This window comes from Streptomyces hokutonensis (assembly GCF_000376565.1).
Classification (GTDB): Bacteria; Actinomycetota; Actinomycetes; order Streptomycetales; family Streptomycetaceae; genus Streptomyces; species Streptomyces hokutonensis.
This window is the reverse complement of sequence record NZ_BARG01000045.1, coordinates 72,243-86,316: the sequence shown is the minus strand read 5'-3', so window position 1 is coordinate 86,316 and position 14,074 is coordinate 72,243. Positions and strand designations below refer to the sequence as shown.

Here is a 14,074-nt window from a genome sequence, read left to right as displayed (position 1 = left end):
TGACCTCCTGGAGCAGGCTGTGCTTTGACCTTCCCGCGTGCTGCGGGTGACCGCAACGCGTACGCGGTCCTTCAGCCCGAGTGCTCCGCCAGCCGGTCGAGAAACGTGGCCTGCGCCTTGACGACGACGGCTCGCGCCCGTTCGAGGCCCATCCACTCGACCCGGTCCAGCTCGGGGAACTCCTGGACCTGCCCGGACTTCGGCGGCCACTCCATCCGGAACGTGCCGGGCACCATCGCCGCCGGGTCGAGATCTGCCTCGATCGCCCACGCGGTGACGACCTTCCCGTTGGTCTGCCGTACCTCGCCCAGCTCGATCGCCTCGCCCTCGGGCGGCGCGAGCCCCAGCTCCTCCTCGAACTCGCGCCGGGCCGCGTCCCAGGCCGTCTCGTCGGGCTCGTACTCGCCCTTGGGCACACTCCACGCCCCCGCGTCCCGTCGCGCGAAGAACGGCCCACCCATATGCCCGAGCAACACCTCCAGACCGCGATCGGTGTGCCGGAACAGCAGCAACCCAGCACTGCGCTTCCCACTCACGGCTTCACCTCCGGATGCGCGGCCAGCAGCGTCTCCACGGTGTCCGCCTCCTCCGCCCGCTTGTCCTCCCGATAGCGCACGACCCGCGCGAACCGAAGCGTGACACCGGCCGGGTACCGCGTGGACTTCTGCAGACCGTCGTACGCGATCTCTACGACGAGTTCGGGCCGTACGGTCACCACGTGGCCGTCGCTCTCCACGGCCAGCTCCTGGAGGCGCTCGGTCTGCCAGGTCAGCACGGCGTCGGTCATGCCCTTGAAGGTCTTGCCGAGCATCGCGAAGGAGCCGTCGGGGTTGCGGGCGCCGAGGTGGAGGTTGGAGAGCTTGCCGGTGCGGCGGCCGTGGCCCCACTCGGCGGCCAGCACGACCAGGTCGAGCGTGTGGACGGGCTTCACCTTCAGCCAGGAGGCGCCTCGGCGGCCGGCGCTGTAGGGGGCGTCGAGGCCTTTGACGACGACTCCTTCGTGGCCGCGCTTCAGGGTCTCGGCGAGGAAGGCCTCCGCCGCGGGGATGTCCTCCGGACCGGACACGAGCGTGCGGCGGACGCGCATTGGTTCCGGCACCAACTGGGCCAGTTCCGCGTGCCGTTCGGCGAAGGGGAGGTCCAGCAGGTCGCGGCCGTCGACGGACAGCGCGTCGAAGAACACGGGGGAGACGGGGACGGTCTCGGCGGCCGTGGCCACGTCCACCCGGGAGCCGACCCGGCCCGCCGTCTCCTGGAAGGAACGGGGCCGCCCGTCCTCGTCGAAGGAGATGACCTCGCCGTCCAGGATGAACCGCTCGCCTCTCAACTCCCTTGCTGCGGCAGTTAGTTCGGGCAGGCGGTCGGTGATGTCGTCGAGGGTGCGGGTGTAGAGCCGCACGGTCTCGCCGTCGCGGTGGACCTGGACGCGGATGCCGTCGAGCTTCTCCTCGACCGCGCACTCGCCCAGTTTCTCGACGGCTTCCGCGACCGAGGAGGCGGTGTGCGCGAGCATCGGCAGGACCGGGCGGCCCACGGTCAGCCGGAAGCGGTCGAGGGAGGCGGGGCCCTCGGCGAGCAGGGCCTCGGCCACCGTCTGGAGGGAACCGGCCAGCATGACCGCCCGCCGTACGTCCCCCGGAGGGGTGCCGGTCGCCTCCGCCAGGCCCTCCACGGCGACCGCGTCCAGCGCGCCCTGCCGGACCTCGCCGGTGATCAGACCGAACAGGAAGCGCTGTTCGTCGACGGTGGCCGCGCCCATCAACTCGCCGACCAGGCGCGCCCGTTCGGCCTGCGAGCCGGCGCCCGACACCTTGCCGAGAGCGGTGAGGCGGGCGTCCACCTCGCGCACGGTGAGCGTGGGTTCCGGGGCCGGTGCGACCGGCTGGCTGAGCACCTTCCAGCCGACGCCGAGTCGGCCCTGTGGCAGGCGGCCCGCCAGGTACGGGATGACGATCGGGACGTCGTCGGCCTCCGCGTCCCGGAAGAGCTCCGCGAGCAGGGCGATCTTCCGGGACCGCGCCGAGGTGGCGGCGACCTCCTGGGACACATGCGCGAGCCGGGTCAGCAGCATGCAGCCATCGTGCGGCGCGCTCCGCTGTTTTTCACGCCGACGAACGGTCGCTTTTCGTCTGCGGGTGCGTTGTGGCTGGTCGCGCAGTTCCCCGCGCCCCTAGGGGGCGGTGTCGAGGTCGGTCATGAGTAGTTCCCCGTTGATCGTGGCCCCGGCCCGGTAGCCGCTTGCCGCCGCGTTCACGACCTGCTCCGCGAAGCCCATCGCGTTGCCCGCCGTCCAGACGCCCGGCACGGTGGTCAGGCCCGTCTCGTCGACCACCGGGTACGCGCCGAACGGGGTCTCCTGCATTTCGGCGCCCAGCTTCTCCAGGAGGCCGGTCCCCGGGATCGGACGGGGCGCGACGAACACGGCGTCGCGGGGGTGCGTGGTGCCGTCCGCCAGGCGGACACCGGTGAGTCTGTCGTCCTCGACGACGAGCTCCGCGACCTCGCCGGGGACCACGGCGACCCCGGCCGCGGCCAGTCTGCGCAGGTCGTCGTCCGTCAGCCCGGACTCGGCGACCGTGTGCAGGAACAGGGTCACGTCCTTGGACCACTGCGAGACCATCAGCGCCTGGTGCACGCTCAACGGCGTCGTCGCGAGCACGCCGAAGGCCTGGTCGCGGACCTCCCAGCCGTGGCAGTACGGGCAGTGGATCACATCCCGGCCGAAGCGCTCGGCGACTCCGGGGACGGCCGGCAGCTCGTCCTTGAGACCGGTGGCGATGACGAGCCGCCGGGCCCGGACGGTCTCCCCGCCGGCCAGGGTGACCGCGAAGCCGCTGGTCACGTCCACCACCCGGTCCTGGACCAGCTCGACGCCGTAGCGCGCGATCTCCTCGCGGCCCAGGGCCAGGAACTCGGCGGGCGACATGCCGTCCCGGGTCAGATAGCCCTGCATGTGCGCGGCGGGCGCGTTGCGCGGCTCGCCCGCGTCGACGACCAGCGTGCGGCGCCGGGACCGGCCCAGGACCAGCGCGGCGGAGAGTCCGGCCGCGCCGCCGCCGATGACGACCACTTCGTAGGTCCCGGTGTGTGTCTCGGTCATGGTGACCACCTCCACCCCCGAAGGTCGCTCCACCACTGCCGTATTGACAAACCTGTTTGCCGAAACTGCAATATCCGTCATGAGCGACGACACGGACGAGGTCCTGGCCGACGTCGGCCCGCGCCTGCGGCGGATCCGGAAGGAGCGGGGCGCGACCCTCGCCGGACTCTCGGAGACGACCGGCATCTCGGTGAGCACCCTCTCCCGGCTGGAGTCCGGCCTGCGCAAGCCCAGCCTGGAACTGCTGCTGCCGATCGCACGGGCCCACCATGTGCCGTTGGACGAACTGGTGGGGACACCGGCGGTGAGCGACCCCCGGGTGCGGTCCGAGCCGATCCAGCGGCACGGCCGCACCTACTGGCCGCTCACCCGCCAGCCGGGCGGACTCCAGGCCTTCAAGGTGCTGGTGCCCCAGCGGCAGGAGGAACCCGACCTGCGGACCCACGAGGGCTACGAGTGGCTGTACGTGATGTCCGGACGGCTGCGGTTCGTGCTCGCCGAGCACGATGTCGTGCTGGCGACCGGGGAGGCCGTCGAGTTCGACACGCGGATGCCGCACTGGTTCGGGTCGACGGGGGAGGGGCCGGCGGAGTTCCTGAGCCTGTTCGGGCCGCAGGGGGAGCGGATGCATGTAAGGGCCAGACCGAAGCGGGGCCAGTGAAAGGGACGGCCGCTGGAGCGCCCCTTCAGGGGCGCGGGGCTGTATCGATATGCGGCTCCGCCGCGTGGGCGCGACCAGCCCCCACCGACCCGCAGCGAACCACGACCCGTGACGAACCCGACGGTTCCAGATCCGCAAGCGACCGCTTAGTATGCGACCGAGCCCGGTAAGACAGAGCAGTCCGTGGAGGCCCCGCATGCAGGCATGGCAAGTGCACCAGAACGGCGAGCCGAGTGAGGCGATGCGCCTGGAGGAGGTGCAGCAGCCGACACCCGGCGACGGCCAGGTCCTGCTGAAGGTACGCGCCGCGAACATCAACTTCCCGGACGTCCTGATGTGCCGGGGTCACTACCAGGTCAGGCCGCCACTCCCGTTCACCCCCGGCGTGGAGATCTGCGGCGAGACCGAGGACGGCCGCCGCGTGATCGCCAACCCCGCGCTGCCGTACGGCGGTTTCGCTGAGTACGCCGTCGCGGACGCCGCCGGACTGCTGCCCGCGCCCGAGTCGCTGGACGACGCGGAGACCGCCGCGCTGCACATCGGCTACCAGACGGGCTGGTTCGGCCTCCACCGGCGCGCCCATCTGGAGGCCGGCGAGACCCTGCTCGTGCACGCCGCCGCCGGCGGGGTCGGCAGCGCCGCCGTACAGCTCGGCAAGGCCGCCGGTGCCACCGTCATCGGTGTCGTCGGCGGTGCCGACAAGGCCGCCGTGGCACGGGAGTTGGGCTGCGACGTCGTGATCGACCGGCGGACCGAGGACGTCGTCGCGGCCGTCAAGGAGGCCACCGGCGGACGCGGTGCCGATGTGATCTACGACCCGGTCGGCGGCGACGCCTACACCCAGTCCACGAAGGTCGTCGCCTTCGAGGGCCGGATCGTGGTCGTGGGCTTCGCGAGCGGCACCATCCCGAGCCCGTCGCTCAACCATGCCCTGGTGAAGAACTACTCGATCCTGGGCCTGCATTGGGGCCTGTACGCCACCAAGAACCCGAAGCTGATCCTCCACTGCCACGAGCAGCTGACCGACCTGGCCGCCCGGGGTGTCATCAAGCCCCTGGTGAGCGAGCGCGTGCCGCTGGGCGGTGCGGCCGCCGCCGTGCAGCGGGTCGCCGACGGTGTGACGACCGGCCGGGTCGTCATCGTGCCGTCGCTGGGGAACGGAGCCGCCGCATGACCATCGACGCAGCCGAACTCAGCCGCCGCACAGGCGAGTTGCTGACCGCGCACCCGCCCCTGGAGACCGACAGGACGGCCTTCCTCAAGGCCCGCTTCGACGCCGGACTCGCGTGGGTGCACTACCCGGAGGGCCTCGGTGGCCTCGGCGCCCCGCGCGCCCTCCAGGCCGTCGTGGACGCCGAGTTGGCGGCCGCGGGCGCCCCCGACAACGACCCGCGCCGCATCGGCATCGGCCTCGGCATGGCCGCCCCGACGATCCTCAAGTACGGCACGGAGGAACAGAAGCAGCAGTTCCTACGGCCGCTCTGGGTCGGCGAGGAGGTCTGGTGCCAGCTCTTCAGTGAGCCCGGCGCCGGGTCCGACCTGGCCGCGCTCGGCACGCGTGCCGTCCGTGAGGGCGACGGCTGGATCGTCAACGGGCAGAAGGTGTGGACCTCCAGCGCCCATCTCGCCCGCTGGGCCATCCTCATCGCACGCACCGACCCGGACGTGCCCAAGCACGCGGGCATCACCTACTTCGTCTGCGACATGACCGACCCCGGTGTCGAGGTCCGGCCGCTGCGCCAGATCACCGGCGAGGCCGAGTTCAACGAGGTCTTCCTCACCGACGTCCGCATCCCCGACGCCCACCGCCTCGGCGAGGTCGGCGACGGCTGGCGGGTCGCGCAGACCACGCTGATGAACGAGCGCGTCTCCATCGGCGGCATGCGCATCCCCCGCGAGGGCGGCATGATCGGCCCGATCAGCCAAACCTGGCGCGAGCGCCCGGAGTTGCGCACCCACGACCTCCACCAGCGCCTCCTCAAGCTCTGGGTGGAGGCGGAGGTCGCACGGCTCTCCGGCGAGCGGCTGCGCCAGCAGCTCGTGGCGGGCCAGCCCGGTCACGAGGGCGCCGGCATGAAGCTCTCCTTCGCCCGCCTCAACCAGGAGATCAGCGGTCTGGAGGTCGAACTCCGGGGCGAGGAAGGCCTGTTGTACGACGACTGGACCATGCGCCGCCCGGAACTCGTGGACTTCACCGGCCGCGACGCCGGCTACCGCTACCTCCGTTCCAAGGGCAACAGCATCGAGGGCGGGACCAGCGAGGTCCTGCTGAACATCGTCGCCGAACGCGTCCTGGGCCTCCCGGCCGAGCCGCGCACCGACAAGGACGTCGCCTGGAAGGACCTGGCCCGATGACAGACCTGCTCTACTCGGAGGAGGAAGAGGCGCTGCGCGCCGTCGTCCGGGACCTGCTCACCGACCACTGCGACGCGGCGGGCGTCATCGCGCGCACCGAGTCGGACGCCCCGCACGACCTGTCCCTGTGGAAGTCCCTCGCCGAGGGCATGGGCCTCGCCGGCCTCCTGGTGCCCGAGGCGCAGGGCGGCCAGGGCGCCACTCACCGCGAAGTCGCCGTCGTACTGGAGGAGTTGGGCCGCGCGGTCGCCCCCGTCCCGTACCTCACGAGCGCGGTCGTCGCCACCGAGGCGCTCCTTGAGTGCGGGGCCGAGGACCTCCTCGCCGAGCTGGCGTCCGGGCGCAGGATCGGCGTCCTCGCCGTCTCCCTGAGCGTCGCACCGGGCGCCGTCCACAAAGCCGTACGGCTCGAAAACGGCTCCCTGCACGGGGAGTTGACCGGGATCGCGGACGCGGTCGCCGCCGATGTCCTGCTCGTGCCGGGCGAGGACGGCGGGCTGTACGCCGTGGACGCGGGCGCCGTGACCGTCGTACCGCAGGTGTCCCTGGACCTGACCCGGCCATTGGCGCGTGTGGTGTTCGACGGGGCCGCGGGGCGCCGGATCGGCGACGCGGCACCTGCCGTACGGCGTGCGCTGCGGGCCGGGGCCGGGCTGCTCGCGTCCGAGCAACTGGGCGTCGCGGACTGGACGTTGACGGAGACGGTCCGGTATCTCAAGGAGCGCAAGCAGTTCAACCGGCCGGTCGGCGGGTTCCAGGCGCTCAAGCACCGGCTCGCGCAGCTGTGGCTGGAGGTCGTCAGCCTGCGGGCCGCCGCACGGAACGCGGCCGACGCCCTCACGACCGGCGAGGACACCGACGTCGCGGTAGCCGTCGCGCAGGCCTACGCGGCGTCCGTCGCCGTCCACGCGGCCGAGGAGGCCGTCCAGTTGCACGGCGGCATCGGCATGACGTGGGAGCACCCGGCCCACCTCTACCTGAAGCGGGCCAAGGCCGACTCGATCGCCTACGGCACGGCGGGCGCCCATCGCGAGGCACTGGCGGAACTGGTCGATCTGCGCGCCCCCTGACCACCGGCCGACCATCCGGTGAAGCCCGTCCCACCTGGGGCGGGCTTTTCCGTGCGCCCCCGGCGAAGGAGTGAACAAGCAAGGACGGTCCGGCCAACTCCTGGCATGTACAGGTTCATTGGGGGCCGTACAGCCCCATACTCCCTGTGGTTCGAACCCGCCCCACAGGGAGGAACACCATGGCCCTCATCACCCGTCGCAGAGCCCTCACCGCGTTCGGCGCCACCCTCGCGGTCGTGCTCGCCCCGCCCGCCGGCAGCGCGTTCGCCGCCGAACAGGGGCACCGCCGACGCCCGTTGTGGCGCGCCCACGCCCACAACGACTACGAGCACCCCCGGCCCCTCTTCGACGCCCTCGACCACCGGTTCGGCAGCGTCGAGGCCGACATCTTCCTCGTCGGCGACCAACTCCTCATCGGACACGACGCGTCCGAACTCGACCCGAGCCGCACCCTCGAATCCCTCTACCTGGACCCGCTCTCCGCCCTCGTGAAGGCCAACCACGGTTCCGTGTACCGGGGTTGGCACAAGCCGCTCCAGCTCCTGATCGACATCAAGACCGAGGGCTCCTCGACGTACCGCGAACTCGACCGTCATCTCCTGCGCTACAAGCACCTGTTCACCACCTACGCCCACGGACGCGTCCACCAGGGCGCGGTCACCAACGTCATCTCCGGCGACCGCGCGGCCCGTATCCCGATGGAGGCGCAGACCGTGCGCCGCGCCTTCTACGACGGTCGGCTCACCGACCTCGGCACCTCGGCGCCCGCCTCCTTCGTCTCGCTCATCAGCGACAACTGGCAGAACAACTTCACCTGGCTCGGCGACGGCGCCTTCCCCGACGCCGAGCGGCAGAAGCTGCGCGCCATCGTGGCGCAGGCGCACAAGGCCGGGCAGACCGTGCGGTTCTGGAACACCCCGGACCTGGCGGGCCCCGCCCGTGAAGCGCTGTGGGAGGAATTGTTCGCCGCCGGTGTGGACTTCCTCAACACCGACGACCTCGCCGGTCTGGAAGCCTTCCTGGACGCCCACCGCACGACGTGACACCACACGTTCGGGGGACACGTCGGTAGCCCGGATGAACCCTCCGCTACGCCACACTTGCGGCCGAACGCCGCGAACCAGACACGTCGGCGTGGCGGAGGAGGGTGACGATGGCCATTTCCATCTCTGTGGTGCTGCTGCTCCTGATCCTTGCGGTGATCTTCATGCGCAGCGGCGGGCTGAAGGTCTCCCATGCGCTCGTCTGCGCACTGCTCGGGTTCTTCATGGCCAGTACCAGCATGGCGCCCACGATCCACAGCGGCCTCACGGCCACCGCGGATCTGGTGAGCGGACTCCATCCATGAGGTCGGCGGGTCATCCGAGGTCAGCGGGTTGAGAAGACCCCGACACCGTTCGGTACGGGCCGCTCGGCGCCTCCGCTGGGGTGGTTCCGTACCGTGACGGCGCTCGCGCCGGGCGCGCGGGCGACCAGCGTCGTCGAGCCGCCGCCGTCCAGACTGAAGGCGTCGACCGAGCCCAACTTCTTCATCTCGGCGGCGACTTCGGCGATCGTCAGACCCCTGCGGTACGCGACCGCGCCGTCCGTCGCGAAGAGCAGCAGGCGATGGCCGTTCCGCGCGATGCCCACGGCGGTGCGCACGGCCGAGGTCGTGCTGTCGAGGCCGGCCAGCGGCCGGCCGCCCCGCAGCACCGGGTAGCCGCCCAGGGCGAAGCGGTACGGGACCCCGGACCTCGACGCCACCAGCCGGTGCAGCACCTGCACCCGCTCGCCGACGGACAGCTTCCGCAGTTGCTGCGCGCCCGCCTCACGGCCGACGAGGACCGTCGTGCCCGCGGCGATGGCACCACTGCCGGGAGTGTTGGACGCCGACACGACCCGTGCGTGCCGAATGGTGACTTCGTACGTGTCCGTGCTGCACGCGGCGGCCCGGTTCGTGTCCGTGCCACAGGTGGCACGCACCCGGGAGACGCTGCCCCACCGTGTGGTGAACGCACCGATGGAGTTCACCGGCAGCGCGTACTGATTGAACCCGCCGAGCGGCATCCGGCCCTGAGGGGTACCGACCGTCCCTTTGAGGGTGAGGCTGTCCAGCCGGGCCACGCGGTCGATGCCCACGCCGAGCACGTTCCGCGTGTTCGTGCCGGGCGGCAGCGCGGGCCCGAAGCGCTGGCCGTCCGGCACCGACCCCTTGAGCGCGACACCGCTCGCGACGGCCGGTCCGTCCGTGGAACCCGTGGCCGCGACACCCGGGTGCTGGGTCTCGCTGATGTTGAAGAAGTCGCCGTTGACGCCCGCGACGGCGCCCGCCGAGTCGGCCAGCTCGGAGACGGGCTCCCGGGCCGCCACCGCACCTGGGTACAGCAGGTTGACCCGCACATGGGTGTTGCGCAGGTCCACCACGACCACGTGGGCGTGGGTCACACCCCTGGCGGCCGTGATGTCGAACTGCCGGTAGGTGACGCCCGGCGCGAGCCGCGTGGTGCCCGGCACGGCGCCGGCCGGTGCCGCCCCCACCAGGGCCGCACCGGCCAGCGCACTGAATGCCGTGAGAAACGCGAGTGCCGATCTGCCTGCTCTTGAACGCTCGGCTCTTAAATGCACAGCTCTGAAACGTGCTGCTCCGGAACGCTCTTGACGGTGCGTCACAGTGCCCCCTGATGTCTCGTCAACTCCTCCAGGACTCAGGGGAAGTGCAGCAGAAGACGATGACCGGCGGGGCTCCTAGGCGCCGACTACACGGGAACGGGTGAGAAAACGCACCCCCTCGGGTGCTTCCAGCGAGAAACCGCTGCCGCGACCCGCTACGACGTCCACGATCAGCCGCGTGTGGCTCCAGACCTCGTACTGGCTGCGCGAGATCCAGAACGTCACGGGTTCCGGCACGCCCTCGACCGCCAGCTCGGCGAGCAGCACGTCCGAGCCGCCGGTCCGGAACTCGCCCTCCGGGTAGCACATGGGCGCACTGCCGTCGCAGCAGCCGCCGGACTGATGGAACATCAGCGGGCCGTGCTGTGCGTGCAGTTGGCGCAGCAGGTCCTCCGCGGCGGGGGTGAGTTCGACGCGCGGGGTGTTGTCGTCCATGTCTGCCGTCCCGAGGAAGCCGGATGCGATGGCCCATCGCAGCACATGCGAGGTTGCGAGAAGGTTGCGTGCCCATTCGGCTCGTCTACTCGGCTCGGAGCGCGGTCGCCGTGCGGATACGTGCCGCCCAGCCGGCGGGGAGCAGGGAGCCGAGGACGGCGACGGCGACTCCGGCGAGCCCGAGCAGGACCAGGTCCCCGGCGCCGTAGACGTCGACGACGAGGTCGGGCAACCGCAGCCCCGCCGCACGGCCCATCGCGGGGAGCACCGCGTGGTGCACGGCCAGGCCCAGCGGTACGCCGAGGGCGCCGCCGGCCAGTCCGGGCAGGACGACCGAGGCGACGACCATCGTGACCGTCTGGCGGGGTGTCATGCCGAGCGCCTTGTGGATGCCCAGGTCGTGCACGCGCTCGTGGGTGTCGAGCACCACTCCGCCCAGCACACCGAGCCCGGCGACACAGACCAGCAGCACGGTGAGCAGAGCGGTGAGCGAGTCTAGAACGGTCGCGGTGCCACTGCCGTTCGCGTACTTGGCACTCGTCGCGCTCATTCCAAGAGGCTTCAACTCGGCGTTGAGCGCGGTGACATACGCGTCCGTGTCGGTGCCCGGTTTCAGATCGACGTACTCGGCCGTGGACTTGAGGCCGGGAGCGGCGGTGCTGAGTGTGGCGGCGTCGGTGAAGACCCGGCGACCGTCGTTGCCGGTGTCGAACACTTCGCCGACGATCCGCACCACAACAGGCTTGCCCCGCACGGTGATGGTGACGCTGTCGCCGACCTTCGTGCCCGTGGCGCTCAGAATCGTGCTGGGCACCACGACCTCGCCCGCCCCGCTGAACCACCGCCCACCGACCATCGTGAACCCGCCCCAGGAGGCGTCACCGTCGAACGCGGTCACGCTGACGGGTCCGCTCATCCCCGACACGGCCGCGTCGAGGGAGGCGCTGCCGTAGTAGGCCCGGGTGCCGGGTTGGCCCGCGATCGCGGCGACGACCGAAGGGGAGAGCGCGACCGGACCGGAGGCGGCGCCCGTCGGCTGCCCTCGCCGAACTGCCTTGCCGGACCCGGCAGTTCCGACCGACGCGCCGACCGTGACGTCCGCCGCGTTGTGGTTCTTGGCCGCGATCACCTCACCCAACGACGCGGACAGCCCGGTGGCGAAGGTGACGGCCACGGCCCCGAACAGCACCGCCACGACCATCGCGACCGCACGGCCGGGCCGCGCGAACGGCCGCGCCAGCCCGAGCCCGACCGGCCGCGACAGCGGAAGCCGGGCAGCCGCGCCGGCGGCCCATTGGCCTCGGCCCGTCTCTGGTGGTCGGGCGGTTGTCGAGGCAGCCCGCTGGTTTCGGTCTGTGGCTGGGGGTCGGATGGTCGTCGCCCCCGCTGTCCGCTGGTCTCGGTCCGCCGCTGAGAGTCGGTCGGCTGTCCGGGCCGCCCGCCGGTCCCGGCCCTCCACGGGAAGTCGGGCTGCTGCCCTGGCCGCCCGCTGGAGCCGGCTCGCCAGGGGGAGGCGGGCGGTTGTCCCCGCCGTCTGTCGATTTTGGCCCGCCGCTGGTCGCCGGGCGGCCGTCGAGGCGGCCCGCCAGTCCCGGCCCACCACGGGAAGTCGGGCTGCTGCCCTGGCCGCCCACCAGCTCCGGCCCGTCCCTCGGGGTCGGGCGGTTGTCCCTGCCGTCCGCCGGTCCCGGCCCGCCGAGGGAAGCGGGGCAGCTGCCCCGTCCGTCCGCCGGTCCCGGCCCGCCGCGGGAAGCCGGGCAGCCGTCCTGGCCGCCCACCGACCCCGACCCGCCACCGGAGTGCGCCCCACGGCCAGTGCGTCGGCCGTCCGCAACCGGCCGGACCGCCAGGCGCTGGCGCACGCCGTGGTGGTGACGATGCCCAACATCCCGCCGATCACCGTGACATCGACCCACGCCTCGATGCCGAGGCCGGCCGTGCCGTAGGCGTCGGCGGTGTCGGAGAGGATCGGTGTCGCGAGCAGGTGGCCGGCGGCCGTGCCGAGGGCCGCGCCGGCCGTGGCCGGGATCAGGGCCTGGGCGGCGCAGGCCCGGACGACCTGGCCGGGGGTGCAGCCGACTGCCTTGAGGACGCCGATTCGGCGGGTCCCGGTGGTCACCGCGCCCGCGACCACGTTGCCCACGATCAGTACCGACATGACCAGCCCCAGTATCCCGAAGGCGACCAGGAACGGTACGAACAGGGCCGTGTCCCGGGTGGCGATCTTCTTCACGCCCAGCCAGGACTGGGCGCCGGTCAGGGACTTGGCGGGCAGCGTGGCCGTCAACGCGGCGCGGTCCTGGGCAAGTTGGGCCGCGGTGCGGGCGTGTGCGAAGCGGTACAGCATCTGGTAGCCGCCGACCCTGCCGGATGGCGTCAACTTGGGGATCTGCGACGGGAGTACCCAGGCGTCGGCGGTACGGCTGACCGTGCGGGCCACACCGACCACGGTCAGTGTCGGGCTGCCGGGCAGATCCGGGAGCTCCAGTTTCTGGCCGAGCCGTACCTCGGGTCCGGTGTCCGCCGATACGACGATCTCGCCGGGCTTCTCGGCCCAACGGCCCCTGAGCACGGTCACTTTGTCGATCTCGCCGCCGGACGTCGCCCGGCCCGCCACCGAGAGCGGGGCGCCGCTGTGTCCGCCGAATCCCGGGGTGACGGTCGTGGTCGGGAACGGACCGGCTGCCGCAGTCACCCCCGACGCCCGTGCGGAGGCGGCGAGTTGGGTGGTCGTGGCCCTGCTCGCGTCGAACTGCGCGGTCAACTGCGCCCCGTGCTGCCGCTCGAAGGCCTTCTCGAAAGGTGCCTCGGACGACACGAGCAGCGCACCGCCGAGCACGGACGCTGTCACGGCCAGCAGCGTTGCCAGCCCGATCACCAGCGTCTGCACCCGGCGCCGCGCCACCCCCGAGCCGATCACCTTCCCCAGCACGCTCATCGGACCGACCTCGGCTCCGCGCCAGTGCCGGACGGGGTGGAGGGGACGAGCCGGCCGTCCTCCGCGCTCGTGTCGGACGTGACGCGGCCGTCGGTGAGCCGGACGGTGCGCCGGGTACACGACTCGGCCAGCGCCAGGTCGTGCGTGACCACGAGGATCGTCTGACCGTCGGCGTTCAACTCCCGCAGCAGTCGGCTGACTTCCTCCCCGGACGCGGAGTCCAGCGCGCCGGTCGGTTCGTCGGCCAGGAGGAGAGCGGGGCGGTTCATCAACGCCCGCGCCACCGCGACCCGTTGACGCTCACCGCCGGACAACCGGCCGGGGAACGCCCCGGCGTGACGGGCGATGCCGAGCGACTCCAGCAACTCGGCCGCCCTGCTCCGAGATTCGCGTCGCCCGAGGCCGGTCAGCCGGGCGGGCAGGGCCACGTTGTCGGCGACCGACAGCTCGTCCAGCAGATTGAAGAACTGGAACACCATCCCGATCCGCGCCCGCCGGTAACGGGCCGCCCCCGCCTCGCCCAACCCGTCGACACGTATCCCGTCCACCGTGACCGTCCCCGAGTCGGGCCGGTCCAGACCGGCGACGAGATTCAGCAGCGTCGACTTGCCGCTGCCCGAGGGGCCGAGGACCGCGACGGCCTCACCGGCCCGCACACTCAGCGACACGTCCTCCAGCGCGGGCGGCCCGCTGCCGTAGCGGCGGCTCACATCGACGAGTTCGATGAGCGGTGTCGTCATGGTGGCCTACTTCAAGGTGAGTTGCTCGGATCGGACGCCACGACGCTAGGAACACCACCGCCGCTCGCGCGCCGGGCGCCAGGGGTAATTGCCGTACCGCACTGGGCCGATGGCCCGGGAACT

At 71.8% G+C, this 14,074-nt stretch carries 13 protein-coding genes; 6 read left to right on the top strand and 7 right to left on the bottom strand.

Annotated elements, in window-relative coordinates; translation table 11 throughout:
- Positions 1–71 precede the first annotated feature (71 nt).
- The 3 genes from SSP08S_RS27755 to SSP08S_RS27745 all read right to left on the bottom strand — a co-directional run bounded on the left by SSP08S_RS27755 (position 72) and on the right by SSP08S_RS27745 (position 3,100).
- Complete coding sequence (locus SSP08S_RS27755; RefSeq protein WP_026178875.1) at positions 72–536, bottom strand: NUDIX hydrolase; 465 nt, start codon at positions 534–536, stop codon at positions 72–74.
- Positions 533–2,071 carry an ATP-dependent DNA ligase gene (locus tag SSP08S_RS27750; protein WP_019070907.1) on the bottom strand — a complete coding sequence of 513 codons (1,539 nt, stop codon included), beginning with the start codon at positions 2,069–2,071 and terminating at the stop codon, positions 533–535. Before SSP08S_RS27750 ends, SSP08S_RS27755 begins: the two co-directional genes overlap by 4 nt.
- 99 nt (positions 2,072–2,170) lie before the next feature.
- Complete coding sequence (locus SSP08S_RS27745) at positions 2,171–3,100, bottom strand: NAD(P)/FAD-dependent oxidoreductase (protein WP_043259751.1); 930 nt, start codon at positions 3,098–3,100, stop codon at positions 2,171–2,173.
- A gap of 79 nt (positions 3,101–3,179) precedes the next feature.
- On the opposite strand from SSP08S_RS27745, the gene SSP08S_RS27740 reads away from it, so the two are divergent.
- From SSP08S_RS27740 to SSP08S_RS27715, 6 genes are all read left to right on the top strand, one after another.
- Positions 3,180–3,761 carry a helix-turn-helix domain-containing protein gene (locus SSP08S_RS27740; protein WP_019070905.1) on the top strand — a complete coding sequence of 194 codons (582 nt, stop codon included), beginning with the start codon at positions 3,180–3,182 and terminating at the stop codon, positions 3,759–3,761.
- 196 nt (positions 3,762–3,957) lie between these two features.
- The gene (locus SSP08S_RS27735) at positions 3,958–4,935 is read left to right on the top strand and encodes an NADPH:quinone oxidoreductase family protein (RefSeq protein WP_019070904.1); all 978 of its coding nucleotides are present in this window, start codon (positions 3,958–3,960) and stop codon (positions 4,933–4,935) included.
- Positions 4,932–6,116, top strand: a complete 1,185-nt coding sequence (locus tag SSP08S_RS27730; RefSeq protein ID WP_019070903.1) for an acyl-CoA dehydrogenase family protein — start codon at positions 4,932–4,934, stop codon at positions 6,114–6,116. Before SSP08S_RS27735 ends, SSP08S_RS27730 begins: the two co-directional genes overlap by 4 nt.
- On the top strand, positions 6,113–7,186 hold the full coding sequence (locus SSP08S_RS27725; protein ID WP_019070902.1) for an acyl-CoA dehydrogenase family protein: 1,074 nt from the start codon (positions 6,113–6,115) through the stop codon (positions 7,184–7,186). The genes SSP08S_RS27730 and SSP08S_RS27725 overlap by 4 nt, the downstream gene beginning before the upstream one ends.
- A 179-nt stretch (positions 7,187–7,365) precedes the next feature.
- Positions 7,366–8,229, top strand: coding sequence for a phosphatidylinositol-specific phospholipase C/glycerophosphodiester phosphodiesterase family protein (locus tag SSP08S_RS27720; RefSeq protein ID WP_019070901.1), 864 nt, complete (start codon positions 7,366–7,368; stop codon positions 8,227–8,229).
- Positions 8,230–8,339: 110 nt separating this feature from the next.
- The gene (locus tag SSP08S_RS27715) at positions 8,340–8,534 is read left to right on the top strand and encodes a hypothetical protein (RefSeq protein WP_019070900.1); all 195 of its coding nucleotides are present in this window, start codon (positions 8,340–8,342) and stop codon (positions 8,532–8,534) included.
- A 20-nt stretch (positions 8,535–8,554) separates the two neighbouring features.
- On the opposite strand, the gene SSP08S_RS27710 is transcribed toward SSP08S_RS27715, so the two are convergent.
- The 4 genes from SSP08S_RS27710 to SSP08S_RS27695 form a co-directional block, all read right to left on the bottom strand.
- A complete protein-coding gene (locus SSP08S_RS27710) occupies positions 8,555–9,706 on the bottom strand; it encodes a phosphodiester glycosidase family protein (RefSeq protein ID WP_019070899.1) in 1,152 nt (383 codons plus the stop codon).
- Positions 9,707–9,913: 207 nt separating this feature from the next.
- Entirely contained in the window at positions 9,914–10,273 is a 360-nt protein-coding gene (locus tag SSP08S_RS27705) for a DUF779 domain-containing protein (protein WP_019070898.1), read from the bottom strand.
- Positions 10,274–10,358: 85 nt separating this feature from the next.
- Positions 10,359–13,211 (bottom strand): ABC transporter permease, encoded by a 2,853-nt coding sequence (locus SSP08S_RS63635; protein WP_019070897.1) that lies wholly within the window; start codon positions 13,209–13,211, stop codon positions 10,359–10,361.
- The gene (locus tag SSP08S_RS27695; protein WP_019070896.1) at positions 13,208–13,951 is read right to left on the bottom strand and encodes an ABC transporter ATP-binding protein; all 744 of its coding nucleotides are present in this window, start codon (positions 13,949–13,951) and stop codon (positions 13,208–13,210) included. Before SSP08S_RS27695 ends, SSP08S_RS63635 begins: the two co-directional genes overlap by 4 nt.
- Positions 13,952–14,074 lie beyond the last annotated feature (123 nt).

What these genes read in the sequence shown, in the direction of transcription:
- SSP08S_RS27705 (WP_019070898.1), bottom strand. Translation starts at nt 10,273, where the DNA reads ATGGACGACAACACCCCGCGCGTCGAACTCACCCCCGCCGCGGAGGAC.
- SSP08S_RS27745 (WP_043259751.1), bottom strand. Translation starts at nt 3,100, where the DNA reads ATGACCGAGACACACACCGGGACCTACGAAGTGGTCGTCATCGGCGGC.
- SSP08S_RS27725 (WP_019070902.1), top strand. Translation starts at nt 6,113, where the DNA reads ATGACAGACCTGCTCTACTCGGAGGAGGAAGAGGCGCTGCGCGCCGTC.
- SSP08S_RS27730 (WP_019070903.1), top strand. Translation starts at nt 4,932, where the DNA reads ATGACCATCGACGCAGCCGAACTCAGCCGCCGCACAGGCGAGTTGCTG.
- SSP08S_RS27740 (WP_019070905.1), top strand. Translation starts at nt 3,180, where the DNA reads ATGAGCGACGACACGGACGAGGTCCTGGCCGACGTCGGCCCGCGCCTG.
- SSP08S_RS27720 (WP_019070901.1), top strand. Translation starts at nt 7,366, where the DNA reads ATGGCCCTCATCACCCGTCGCAGAGCCCTCACCGCGTTCGGCGCCACC.
- SSP08S_RS27715 (WP_019070900.1), top strand. Translation starts at nt 8,340, where the DNA reads ATGGCCATTTCCATCTCTGTGGTGCTGCTGCTCCTGATCCTTGCGGTG.
- SSP08S_RS63635 (WP_019070897.1), bottom strand. Translation starts at nt 13,211, where the DNA reads ATGAGCGTGCTGGGGAAGGTGATCGGCTCGGGGGTGGCGCGGCGCCGG.
- SSP08S_RS27750 (WP_019070907.1), bottom strand. Translation starts at nt 2,071, where the DNA reads ATGCTGCTGACCCGGCTCGCGCATGTGTCCCAGGAGGTCGCCGCCACC.
- SSP08S_RS27735 (WP_019070904.1), top strand. Translation starts at nt 3,958, where the DNA reads ATGCAGGCATGGCAAGTGCACCAGAACGGCGAGCCGAGTGAGGCGATG.
- SSP08S_RS27695 (WP_019070896.1), bottom strand. Translation starts at nt 13,951, where the DNA reads ATGACGACACCGCTCATCGAACTCGTCGATGTGAGCCGCCGCTACGGC.